General features: G+C 30.6%; 13 protein-coding genes. 7 read left to right on the top strand and 6 right to left on the bottom strand.

Going from position 1 to position 12,657, the window contains the following annotated elements; translation table 11 throughout:
• On the top strand, positions 1-277 hold a 277-nt coding region (locus tag ACMOUI_RS01425), incomplete at its 5' end, for an Hsp20/alpha crystallin family protein (RefSeq protein ID WP_418963965.1).
• A 65-nt stretch (positions 278-342) separates the two neighbouring features.
• Entirely contained in the window at positions 343-1,626 is a 1,284-nt protein-coding gene (locus ACMOUI_RS01420) for an MFS transporter (protein ID WP_418963964.1), read from the top strand.
• Positions 1,627-1,673: 47 nt separating this feature from the next.
• Here ACMOUI_RS01420 and ACMOUI_RS01415 read toward each other — a convergent pair whose 3' ends face one another.
• The 4 genes from ACMOUI_RS01415 to ACMOUI_RS01400 form a co-directional block, all read right to left on the bottom strand.
• A complete protein-coding gene (locus ACMOUI_RS01415) occupies positions 1,674-2,306 on the bottom strand; it encodes a hypothetical protein (protein WP_418963963.1) in 633 nt (210 codons plus the stop codon).
• 75 nt (positions 2,307-2,381) lie between these two features.
• Entirely contained in the window at positions 2,382-2,576 is a 195-nt protein-coding gene (locus tag ACMOUI_RS01410; RefSeq protein ID WP_418963962.1) for a hypothetical protein, read from the bottom strand.
• Positions 2,577-2,654: 78 nt separating this feature from the next.
• Positions 2,655-3,842: a sodium/glutamate symporter gene (gene gltS / locus ACMOUI_RS01405; RefSeq protein WP_418963961.1), complete on the bottom strand. Its 1,188-nt coding sequence runs from the start codon at positions 3,840-3,842 to the stop codon at positions 2,655-2,657.
• 246 nt (positions 3,843-4,088) lie between these two features.
• The gene (locus tag ACMOUI_RS01400; RefSeq protein WP_418963960.1) at positions 4,089-5,024 is read right to left on the bottom strand and encodes a nucleoside hydrolase; all 936 of its coding nucleotides are present in this window, start codon (positions 5,022-5,024) and stop codon (positions 4,089-4,091) included.
• 134 nt (positions 5,025-5,158) lie between these two features.
• On the opposite strand from ACMOUI_RS01400, the gene ACMOUI_RS01395 reads away from it, so the two are divergent.
• Positions 5,159-6,667: a DUF1846 domain-containing protein gene (locus tag ACMOUI_RS01395; RefSeq protein WP_418963959.1), complete on the top strand. Its 1,509-nt coding sequence runs from the start codon at positions 5,159-5,161 to the stop codon at positions 6,665-6,667.
• A gap of 51 nt (positions 6,668-6,718) precedes the next feature.
• On the opposite strand, the gene ACMOUI_RS01390 is transcribed toward ACMOUI_RS01395, so the two are convergent.
• Positions 6,719-7,468 carry a hypothetical protein gene (locus tag ACMOUI_RS01390; protein WP_418963958.1) on the bottom strand — a complete coding sequence of 250 codons (750 nt, stop codon included), beginning with the start codon at positions 7,466-7,468 and terminating at the stop codon, positions 6,719-6,721.
• A 141-nt stretch (positions 7,469-7,609) separates the two neighbouring features.
• Between ACMOUI_RS01390 and ACMOUI_RS01385 the strand changes: the two genes are divergently transcribed.
• Positions 7,610-8,335 (top strand): DUF4396 domain-containing protein, encoded by a 726-nt coding sequence (locus ACMOUI_RS01385; protein WP_418963957.1) that lies wholly within the window; start codon positions 7,610-7,612, stop codon positions 8,333-8,335.
• Between the two features lie 20 nt (positions 8,336-8,355).
• On the opposite strand, the gene ACMOUI_RS01380 is transcribed toward ACMOUI_RS01385, so the two are convergent.
• On the bottom strand, positions 8,356-9,189 hold the full coding sequence (locus ACMOUI_RS01380) for a mechanosensitive ion channel family protein (RefSeq protein WP_418963956.1): 834 nt from the start codon (positions 9,187-9,189) through the stop codon (positions 8,356-8,358).
• A 146-nt stretch (positions 9,190-9,335) separates the two neighbouring features.
• Here ACMOUI_RS01380 and ACMOUI_RS01375 point away from each other — a divergent pair, with 146 nt between their 5' ends.
• The 3 genes from ACMOUI_RS01375 to mobA form a co-directional block, all read left to right on the top strand.
• Positions 9,336-10,715, top strand: a complete 1,380-nt coding sequence (locus tag ACMOUI_RS01375) for a TldD/PmbA family protein (protein WP_418963955.1) — start codon at positions 9,336-9,338, stop codon at positions 10,713-10,715.
• Between the two features lie 40 nt (positions 10,716-10,755).
• Positions 10,756-12,096, top strand: coding sequence for a TldD/PmbA family protein (locus ACMOUI_RS01370; RefSeq protein WP_418963954.1), 1,341 nt, complete (start codon positions 10,756-10,758; stop codon positions 12,094-12,096).
• Between the two features lie 26 nt (positions 12,097-12,122).
• Positions 12,123-12,657 (top strand): molybdenum cofactor guanylyltransferase (gene mobA, locus ACMOUI_RS01365; protein WP_418963953.1); only part of this gene is annotated, 535 nt, incomplete at its 3' end.

Here is a 12,657-nt window from a genome sequence, read left to right as displayed (position 1 = left end):
CGTGTGTGTTCCAGGGATAAAAAAAGAAAATTTAAAATTAAATATCTCTGAGGGAGTTTTGACTCTTTCCTATAAAACAGAGGAGAGTAAAGAGGAAAAAGATAAATCCTATTTTAAAAAAGAGTTTTCATCTAGTTCTTTTGAAAGAAAAATGACCTTACCTAAAAATTGTTTAGAAAATGAGATTAAGGCATCATTTAACGATGGTATTTTAAATATCGTTATACCAAAAGATGAAACAAAAAAACCAGAGACAACTTCTATTCCAATTGATTAAAATGATTAAACAGGTGGTGTTAACTCTTTAACATTGCCTGTTTTTATTAACAGGGGGTCATACTTATGTTTCGAAACTCTTATGAAAAAAATAAATTTCTTATAACGGTAGAGGGAATGAGTGCAAATATGCTATCTCTGGGAATACAGGGATTTGCTCTTACCGCTTTGGCTCTATACTTTAAATGTGAGCCATTTTGGATATCTGTTATCACAACTCTTCCTTTAGGTTTACAACTTCTTCAAATTTTTTTAGGAACATACTATAAATTTTTTAAAACAAAAAAAAGAGCTCTGCTTTTTAGTGCTGCTGCTGCCAGAATCCCCATGTGTTTTCTCTTTTTTATCGTTCTTTTTGATAAAATCGACTATAGATTACTTGTGGGAATCGTTTTTATCTACTCTTTTTTCTCCGCATTTTTAAGTGGAATTTGGACAAGTTCGGTTGGGGATATTATAAAAAAAGAGGATAGAGGAAAGTTTTTTTCCAAAAGATTTACGCTTATATCAATCTCTACTGTTATCTTTTCATCTATCGTTTCCAAGGCTTTAAACTATACTCCTGGCAAAACTAGCATTTTAATTTTAACCCTTATTATTGCCATTGCTGCAATTACAACCCTATTTTTACTTTACTTCCATGAAATTCCCAATTTTAAAGAGGGACAAGCTGGATTTTCTATAAAAAAACCATTAAAAGATAGTAACTTCTTTAATTTTTTAATATTTATCGCTATGTGGAATTTTTCCATAGAGTTTACAAAACCCTATTTTTATTATTTTGCTGTTGTTGATTTAAACGCTTCATACACTATACTTGGACTATCTACCTCTTTAACAGCAATACTTTCCATATTTGCATTTTTTATATATGGAAAACTTGTTGAGCGAATCGGTTACAAAAAACTTCTATCTTTTGGAATTGGAGTATCTAGCTATGTCGTTATCTTTTATTTCTTAATGACTAAAGAAACGGTCAATAGCTTAATTATGCTAGATGCTATTGGTACTTCAGTGGGATGGTCGGCTATAAACCTCTCTCTATTTAGTTTGCTTTTAGAACTTTCATCCCCCGATAGAGACTCCTATACTGCAGCATACTCGCTTTCTGTTGGTGTTTTAGGATTAACTGGAGCTTTTCTTGGAGGTTATCTCGCTAACTTTTTACAGGGAAAAACTATTTTAATCTTTGGCGATTCATATGCTGGATTAAAGTTGATGTTTTTTATAAGTTTATTTTTAAGATTCTACTGCATACTTCTTTTAACAAAAGTTCGAGCATATCAAAAAAATCTTTACTACCCAGGTCTATACCCTTCAATAGTTTATCTATTGAGAAATAGACGTTAAAAAAAGACTACAGTCCATTGAACTGTAGTCTTTTTTACTTATTTTTATTATTTATTATTTAAACAAAACTCTTCAAAGTGAGGAAGTGTTAAACACCAATCACAGAAATTTCCCCAATCCTCTTTAAGCTTATGGTATCTTCTTTGAAGATACATTGTTTTCAGTTGCAAATATGATGTTGTAACTCTCATTGTTTGCTCCAATCCCATTGGACAGTTAGATATTATTTTCATATAAATTTCATATTTCGTATAGATTTTTCCATCTACCTCTATCTCTTTTTGTTCTTTCTCAAAAGAGTTAAAAATTTCAATCCATCTATTTAGGTTTTCAATAACCACATCATCCACATACTCATTACAAGATTTTTTTAAATCCATCTTTGTCAATCTATGCATTTTAGATGTTGATGAAACTATATCAGCAAAATGATATCTTTGAAATTGTGGTGTCCAGTAATTTGGATAAGTCACATCAAATTGAACAATTATCCCTTTTAAAAAGTTATCATGACCTGTTCCTGTTGGAACATTTCCCAACTTTCCAGCTCTTTTAAAATCTTTTTCCTCTAAAACTGGAGTTTCATCCCACTCCTCTATCGATTCAGCTATCATAGGATATCCACTAGCTATTAAACTTTCTTCTAATCCGTATACTCTATCATTAAATATTTTAAGCACGATATACCTCCATAAAACTTTTTTATAGATTATATCATACTTTCTTTTTTAATGCATGTAAAATAATAATAGCTTCTATATCTCTTTTATATTTAACCACTCTATATGATCATTTTTTCTTTTTATCTCTTCTACTGCCTTATCTCTAGCTTCGCCCTCTTTAACCTCTTCATCAATTTTCTTTAATTCCATCAAAAGTTTTTGTAACTCCTCTGTTTTTTCCTCTTTTAATCTTTCTTCCACTTTTAATATTGTTTGTTTCAATTTCATAAAATCCACCTCCTAATATCTAATATGTTTCTTCTTAAATTTTTTTAAATTCCTTTAAATTTTAGGAGTGGTTTTTTATTAATGTAAAATATTCATAAATAGAGTTATTATTCCTGCGTTGAAGAAATCTATAAATAATCCTCCAACTATCGGTATAACAAAGAATGCCTTTGGAGATGGGAAATATTTCGCTGTTAAAGCCTCCATATTAGCTAAAGCCTTTGGTGTTGTTCCAAATCCACATCCACAATGCCCACTTGTCATAACAACGGCATCATAGTCTTTACCAGTTAATCTAAATGTTATAAAGTATGCAAATACACCTATTAATATAGTTTGAGCTACTAACATTATAACTAGTGGTAATGCTAATCCCTGTAATTCCCACAGTTTAAAACTCATAAGAGTCATTGATAAAAATATTGTTAAAGTAAATCCACCAATTATATTTATAATATCTAAATGTACCTCATAAGCCCCTGTGAAATCTGATATATTTCTGATTAAAGCTGCAGCAAACATTGCACCTATATATGATGGTAACACTATTCCAGCCTTTGATAGATAGTTTGATATTAAACTTCCTATTCCCATGGCCATTATAATTTGGAATGATGCTGTTGAAACATGTTTTGGGTCTAAAGGTGTTTTCTTCTCTTCATCTGAGTCATAAGCTCCATTCCCATCTCTTTTCTCCAAAAGGTTATGTTTTTTTATAAGTCTATTTGCCACTGGTCCAGATATTAAACTTCCTACAATCAATGCATAAGTAGCTGTTGCCATTGCCACAACTGTTGCTCCTTCAGCCCCATAGCTCTCCAGTATTGGTGCAAAAGCTCCAGCTGTTCCAGGTCCTCCTGTTGTAGACATAGATCCTGTTGCCAATCCTATCAATGGATTAAGATTTAAAAGCTGTGCTAATCCCACTCCCAAAACGTTTTGTGATATAGCTAATCCCACTGATGCTATTAAAAACATGAAAACCGGCATTCCAGCTTTTTTTAATAGTTTTAAACTTGCAGAATATCCAACTGTTGTAAAAAATGCAATCATGAATATATTTCTTAAAGAATCTTCAAATATAAAATTAAACATCCCTGTTTTATATCCAATAAAAGTGATTACTGAAAACGCTGTTCCTCCTGTTACCGATTCTGGAATACAGTTTTCCTTTAAAAATTTGAAATTGTGATTTAAAAATTTCCCTATATACAATACAACAACTGCCATTGCTATAGTTTGAATTGTTGATAACTCAATTGTCATCTTATTACCTCCTGTTAATGTTTATAAAGTGTGCGTGTTTTTCGATTATAGCACCTAATCATTGTTTTTTGAAATAGAATATATAAATAATTTAAATAATTAATTATTTAATTCATTGATATTTCATAAAAAAAAGTGAAAAAATTCACCAAAAAAAAATCAAAGTATTACTTCATTATACTATTTTTTAGAAAAAATGCCAAATAAAAAAACCAAAGGTTGTTTCCTTTGGTTTTTTCCAAACTCCTATTTATTTAAAGTTTCCACAGTTTTCTTTATAAGAGTTATAAATCCTGCTCTATCTATTTCAGTTAATACCAGTGCATTTTTTTCTTGTCCAAATTTATTACGATAATCTATTATTGTTTCACCATAAGTAAACTCACCTTTTAATTCTGTGCCTAAAAATACTCTTTCCCCTTTAAAAAGTTCTGAATTTAACAGATAAGCTATAGTACATGGATCATGCATTGGAACTTCTGATTTTTGGTAGAACTCTTTATAGAAATCTAACGAAGTTTTTATAGCACCATAGGCAACCTCTGAAGCCAATCCACCTATGTTTCTAATTTCACCCAACTCCTTTTCAGTTACAAAGGCTTTCATTGTAACATCTAAGGGGCATAGAACAATATCAACACCAGATTTAAATACAATATCTGCTGCCTCTGCGTCCACATAGATATTAAACTCTGCCGATGGAGTTACATTTCCCCCTATTGATGATCCACCCATTATAATGAACTTTTCTATTTTCGATTTTAATTCTGGATACACCATTAAAAATACAGCAATATTTGTCATAGGACCTGTTATTACAATATTTATTTTCTCTTCACTCTCTTTTAATATCTCTGCTATAAGCTCAATTGCAGTTATCCCCTCTAACTTTTTATCTGTCTCTGGTAATCTAACAGACCCTAACCCACTTTCTCCATGTACCTCTGGAGCTGTTACTATTGTTTTAAATAAAGGTTTTTCACAACCTTTTGCAATTTTTAATTCAGGTTTAAAAGCTCCTACTAATTTTCTTGCATTTTCTGTTGTATTATTTATGTTGACATTTCCAGCTGAAACCGTTACCCCTTTTATATCCATTCTATCACTTGCAAATGCCAGTAATAGAGCAATTGCATCATCACATCCAGGATCACAATCAATTATCACAGGTATTTTTTTCATTCTAACCTCCCTAAAAATTTTTATAATTATATCATAAAAAAATATTTTTAAGCTAGATTTTTTTTTTATATCATGCTATGATGTAGAGTCAGGAATAGCTCTGACAAAAATGAAAAATAATGAAGGAGTGAGTCATGAAAATAGGTTTTGATCACAATAAATATCTAGAGGAGCAATCGAAATATATCCTAGAAAGAGTTAATAATTTTGACAAATTATATCTTGAGTTTGGTGGTAAACTGTTATTTGACTTACATGCAAAAAGAGTTTTACCGGGATTTGACGAAAATGCGAAAATCAAATTACTTCAAAAACTAAAAGAAAAGGTTGAAGTTATAATCTGTGTTTATGCTGGAGATATCGAAAGAAATAAAATTAGAGGAGATTTCGGTATTACATATGATATGGATGTATTTAGATTAATCGATGATCTAAGAGAACGTGAACTAGAAGTAAATAGTGTTGTTATAACAAGATATGATGACCAACCATCTACATCTCTTTTTATAACTAAACTTGAAAGAAGAGGAATTAAGGTTTACAAACATAGAGCTACAAAAGGTTATCCTACTGACGTTGACACTATTGTTAGTGAAGAGGGATATGGAAAAAATCCATATATCGAAACAACTAAACCAATAGTTGTTGTTACTGCTCCAGGACCTGGAAGTGGAAAATTAGCAACTTGTTTAAGCCAACTTTACCATGAAAACAAAAGAGGTAATGCTGTTGGATATTCAAAATTTGAAACTTTCCCTGTTTGGAATGTGCCTTTAAAGCACCCTTTAAATATAGCTTATGAAGCTGCTACTGTAGATTTAAAAGATGTTAATATGATTGATTCATTCCACCTTGAAGCATATGGTGAAACTGCAGTTAACTACAATAGAGATATTGAAGCTTTTCCTGTATTAAAAAGAATTATCGAAAAGATAACAAATAAAGAGTCTATCTATAAATCACCAACTGATATGGGAGTTAATAGAGTTGGATTCGGTATTATTGATGATGAAGTTGTTAGAGAAGCTTCTAAACAAGAGATTATTAGAAGATACTTTAAAACTGGATGTGAATATAAAAAAGGATATGTAGATAAAGAAACTTTCCAAAGAGCTAAACTTATAATGGAAGAGTTAGATTTAAAAGAGAGCGATAGAAAGGTTGTTACTGCTGCTAGAGAGCACTTAGAAAAGCAAAAACAAGCTTGTGAGAAAAATGAACTTCTATCATCTGTTGCTATGGAACTTTCAAATGGAATGATTTTCACTGGTAAAAAATCTAATGTTTTAGATGCATCATCTGCTGTTTTAATAAATGCTTTAAAAGCTATAGCTGGAATAAATGATAATATACATTTAATATCTCCAACAATTATTGAGGATATTACAAAATTAAAGAAAAATACATTACAGAGTAAAAACTTAGGATTAGACTGTGAAGAGATGTTAATTGCACTTACAATTTCTGCTACAACTAACCCTATGGCACAAGCTGCTCTTGATCAACTTCCTGTTTTAAAAGGAGCTCAGCTTCACTCTACTACAATTTTAGGAAAAGGTGATGAGCAAACACTTAGAAAACTTTGTGTTGACGTTACTTCTGATCCTGTTTTCCCTACAGAAAACTTATATTATAACGAATAATATTATTTCAAAAAATAATGACAGAGTCAAAGAGATTTTGACTCTGTTTTTTTATCCTATAAATATAGGGCTGGTAGCTTTTTCTATAATCTCTACTCCCATACGCTTTGTTATCTTTTCAAAGAAAAATGATTTACTTAAATTCCCCATAACAATAAAATCAAACTCATTCATTCTTTGGAAAAACTCCTCTTTTGTATTAAATTGTTGATTGTACATCTCCACTTTTGTCTCTACCCCTTTTCTCTCCAATAACTCAAGTAAACTATTCTCCTCATACTTATAGTTCCAACTCAATAGTACCACTTTCTTTATCTGTGGAAAATCTCTAATAAAGCTATTTACACTTTTATTAATTTTTATACCATCATCAGAAACTATAGCTACACTCTCATATTTAGAGACTGTTTTATTCACAATAATCACAGGCTTATATAAAATTTTTAAAATATCTAAGAAATCTTCATCTAAATATTCAGTTTCCTCAATCATTAAGCAATCAACTTTTTTTAAATATTCTTGAATTATCTCTCTATTTATGCCTATTTCTACTATAAGCTCATCATGTATACCCTCTTTTACCAATAGATTTTTTAAATCTTCAATATATTCATCCTCATACTCTTTTAAAATATCCATAGTCATACTAGGGCTTAAAAACGTCACCCCTGTTGGAACTTTTAACTCTTTTACATAAAGTGGAAGTATTTCAAAGTTGAATCTCTTTTTTAAAGATTTAACATTTTCAATCGCTAATTTAGCATCATTGTAGTATTTAAATAATACTAAAACTTTTTCCATAACAACCTCCTTTATCAACTAGATTTATATGTCTTTACCTTGATTTTATGATTTCTCCTTTATTTATATTTATTTTTTAAAGGAAATTATGCTATTTCTATGTACTTATTTGTAAAATTATTATTTCAGGCGGTGGTTTAAATGTTTAATATTATTTCTAAAATTTTTATAGTTGTTGGTATCCTTTCCGCTTTAAGTATCACCATAGATATTTTAAAATATCCTCAAAAAGAGATGCCTATTATGAACCTTGTTTGGCCTATAAATGGGTTATGGGCTGGATTATTTGGTGTTTGGGCCTATTTTACAATTGGAAAGAATAGAAAAATGGATATGAGCGGTATGAAGATGGATAACATGGATATGAGCAATATGGATATGGGTAATATGAAAATGGATGATTCATCTTCAAGTAAAAAATATTCAAGTTTTTGGCAAGGGGTCGTTGCTGATACCTTACACTGTGGAGCTGGTTGTTCTTTAGCTGACTTAATTGGTCCATGGCTTTTCATTGTTTTTCCTTTTACACTTTTTAACAACTATACTTTTGGTGAATGGACAATGGATTACTTTCTTGCTCTATTGACAGGAGTTACTTTTCAATATGCTGCCATAGCTCCAATGATGAATGAAAAAGGAGTTAAGGTTTGGTTAAGAGCTTTAAAAATAGATTTTCTTTCGCTTACATCATGGCAAATTGGTATGTATGGATGGATGGCTCTTGTTATTTTTGTTTGGTTTGGGCCACTATCTCCTTCCACTCCAGAGTTTTGGTTTATGATGCAAATTGCTATGTGTTGTGGATTCATAACTGCATATCCCATAAATTGGTGGTTAGTAAAAGCTGGAATTAAAATGGGTATGTAAAAAAAATACCTCCAAGATCTCTATCTTGGAGGTATTACATTTACATCATACGATTGATATGGAATTCTTATTCCCTCTTTATCAAATCTTTTCTTAACCTCTTCTTGAATATCTGCATTTAAATCTCTAAAGTTTTCCTTTAAAGTCCAAACTCTAACTATAAATTCAGATGCTGTTGGTGTTTCCTTTGCAAATTTAACAAATATATCCCTATCTGTTAATACAGCTGGATGATTACTTACAATATCAAGAAGTACAGCCCTAACCCTATCTATATCACATTTTTTTTCAGCAAAAAATAGAAAATCTGCTCTTCTTTGGGGATTAGCTGTTACTGTTGTCACTATTGATGAAGATAGCTTTCCATTTGGTACTATAATTTTTTTGTTATCAACACTATTTAAAACTGTATATAGGAAACTTATCTTCTGTACTGCTCCCTCAGTTCCAGCGGCAATTATAAAATCCCCTTTTTTAAAGGGTTTTGTAACCAGTATCTGTATTCCTCCAGCTACATCTGATAAACTTCCTTTTAATGCCAATCCTAGTCCCACTCCAATAGAACCTATCAACGCTAAAATAGATGTAGTTTTTAATCCCAATATCTCCAATACATTTAAGAAATAAAAAACTAATATTAATAGATTTGTTGATGTTATTAAAAAGTTTATTAATAACTCGTCTAAAGCGCTTCTATTTAATATTTTTTTTAATGATACCACTAAAAACTCTTTTACTGGTCTATATGTAAAATAAAGTATCAATAAATATATTATTTTTTTTAAAAGCACTGGCGAATATTTTGCTATATAAAGCACTAATTCATTTGATATATTTCCTAAAAAATTCTCCATAAAAAAAGCTCCCCTATCCCAATTATTTATCCAGTTATTATACTATATTTTTAATTTTTTTTCCATCAGAATACTCAATTATTTTGTCTATCTAAAAGATATTTCATATGTTATACTCTAATAAAAAGATCAAAAGGAGAAATCGTATGTTAGATAGAATTTTAGCTGAAGATATATTAAATGAAGCATTATCGACTGGTGGAGATTTTGCCGAAATTTTCTTAGAAAGTAAAACTGGAGATTCCTTTTATTTGGTTGATGGAAAAATCGAACAGGCAATCTCTGGAAAAGATTTTGGACTTGGAATAAGAATTTTCAAAGATGTATTCTCTGTATATGCCTATACAAATGATATGAGTAAAGAGAATCTGATTAAAACTGCTCAAAAAGCAGCTAAAGCTATAAAAGGAACAAAACAAGATATAGTTATAAATCTTTTAAAGCAGGAGATAGAAAACAAACATAAGATTATCCTGTCCCCTGGAAGCATTTTAAAAGATGATAAAATTTTAGTTATGAAAGATGCATATGCAGCAGCTAAAGAGTATGATGAATGTATCAGTCAAGTGAGAATAAACTTCAATGACTCAACTCAAAATATTTTAGTTATTAATTCAGAGGGAGTTTGGGCTGAAGATACAAGAGTTAGAAGTAGAATAGGAATTGAAAGTATCGCTTCAAATATGAATGATATGCAAACAGGTTCATATCGTCCTGGAGCTTCTAAGGGGTTTGAATTTTTTAAAGAGATTGATGTGAAAGAGTATGCTCAAGAGGCATCTAGAATCGCTAAAACTATGCTTGGTGCCAAGTATGCTCCAAGTGGTAAGATGCCTGTTATTATTGAGAATGAATTTGGAGGAGTTATATTCCATGAAGCTTGTGGTCATGGATTAGAAGCTACTAGTGTTGCCAAAGGGCTTTCAGTGTTTGCTAATAAAATTGGAAAAAAAGTTGCTAGTGATATAGTTTCAGCAGTGGATGATGGAACTCTTCTAAATGAATGGGGATCATCAAATATAGATGATGAGGGAACTCCTACTCAAAGAAATCTTCTAATCGAAAATGGTATTTTAAAAGGATATCTGGTGGATAAATTAAATGGAAGAAGAATGGGTACTAAAAGTACAGGTAGTGCAAGAAGAGAGTCATATAAATATGCTCCTACCTCCAGAATGACAAACACTTTTATTTTAAATGGAAACTCCTCTTTAGATGAGATGTTATCTGGTATTGAAAATGGAATTTATGCCAAGTATATGGGAGGAGGTTCTGTTAATCCAAGTACTGGAGATTTTAACTTCTCCATTATGGAAGGTTATTTAATAAAAGATGGAAAAATTACAGAACCTGTTAGAGGAGCAACACTGATAGGTAATGGGCCAGAAATTTTACATAAAATAGATATGGTTGGTGATAACTTAGCTCATGGACAGGGAATGTGTGGTTCAGTTTCAGGTAGTATTCCTGCCAATGTAGGACAACCTAGGGTTAAGATTCGGGATATTGTTGTTGGAGGAAGATAAGTTTATATCAATTTATTAACTAATATTTCAGGAGGAATTTATGGAAGCAAAATTATTTATAGATAAAGTTTTTGATACTGCTAAAAATATGAGTTTAGAAGAGTTTGAAATATATTTCGTCTCCTCTAAAAATGAAACAATTAAAATTTTTAAAGGGGATGTTGATAGCTATAATAACTCTGAAAATATGGGTATCTCCTTCAGAGTAAAAATAGGTGGTAAGATGGGATATTCCTATACGGAATCCCTACTTGAAGAAGATATTAAACCTTTAATAGAGAGAGCAATTTCCAATGGAAAAATAATAGAAAATTTAGATGAAGTTGAAATATATAGTGAAGAATCAGAATATAAAAAAATAGATTCATTTAATCCAAATCTTGAAGCTATCACCGTAGATGAAAAGATTAATTTTCTTTTAAAAGCTGAAAAAACAGCATTAGAACTTGACCCTAGAGTTAAAACTGTAAACTATTGTATGATTGGAAGTGGCTCAGGTGAAAATATAATTAAAAATTCAAAAGGTTTAGATCTTTATCATAAATTTAATTCAATCTATGCCTATATAGCTGTTGTAGTTCAAGATGATGAATCTATTAAAAATGATTCAGCTTATATCGTCACTAGAAATTTTTCTGATATGGATCCTATTAAACTTTCAACAGAGGCTGTAAACAAGGCTTTAAATAAATTAAATTCAACATCTGTTGAGAGCAAAGTATATGACGTTATCATAGAAAATGATGCTTTTGCTGACCTTTTAGGCTCTATGAGTGGAATTTTTTCTGGAGAAGCTGTTCAAAAAGGTGTATCAAAATTTAAGGGGAAACTGAACTCTCTTGTGGCAAGTCCCTCAATTACAATCACAGATGATCCTCATCTAGAGAATGGTTATGGTAGTGCTCCATTTGATGCTGAAGGGGTTCCAACTACTCCTAAAAACTTAATTGAAAATGGAATTTTAAAGACGTATATACATAATTTAAAAACAGCTAAAAAAGATGGTATTAAAACAACAGGAAATGCGGCAAAAGGTGGGTATAAAGGGACAATGGGAATCTCTACATTCAACCTTTTTGTAAAAAAAGGTAATCTATCTTTTGAACAACTTTTATCTCAATTGCAAAATGGAATTCTTATAACAGGATTCACTGGACTACACTCAGGTTTAAACTCGATATCTGGAGATTTCTCTTTAGCTACAGAGGGATTTTTAATCGAGAATGGAAAGATTAAAAAACCTTTAAATCAGATAACTGCAGCTGGGAACTTTTTTGACCTTTTAAAAAATGTCGAAAATGTGGGAAATGATTTAAAATTTAATTTATCAGGTATAGGTTCTCCCTCTTTATTAATTAAAGATATTAGCATATCATCTTAAATACAAACTTACAGGAGGTAACATGTATGAATAAAATTAGAAATATTGATGCTTTAATCCTTGCTGGTGGTAAAAGCTCACGAATGAATTTTTTAGATAAAGCTTTATTAAAATATGATAAAAATAGAACTTTTTTGGATAAGATTACAGGTGAGTTAAGTGATTTTGAAAATCTAATGGTTTCTGTTAATAAAAATCAAAATTTCATTATTCCTAGGGGTACTATCGTTACAGATATGACAAATAATGCAGGTCCTATTGAGGGTATTTATCAGGGACTTTTAAAGACTAAATCAGATTTTATTTTTGTTACAACCTGTGATACCCCCAATATTACTAAGGACTTCATAGACTTTTTTATTCAATTTGTTTCCCACGATTATGATGCCGTAATAATAAAGGATAGCAAAGGTAAAACATATCCTCTTTTCGGAATATATAATAAAACCGCTTTGAGCACAATAGAGGGGTTTATTATGGATAAAAATTATAGATTACAGGATCTTCTTTTAGAATTAAATGTTAAGTATATCTCTTTATCAAATACAACTTTTGATATTC

The organism is Cetobacterium sp., from assembly GCF_048470075.1.
Classification (GTDB): domain Bacteria; phylum Fusobacteriota; class Fusobacteriia; order Fusobacteriales; family Fusobacteriaceae; genus Cetobacterium_A.
Note: the sequence above shows the minus strand (reverse complement) of the source record. Positions and strands in the feature narration are given on the sequence as shown.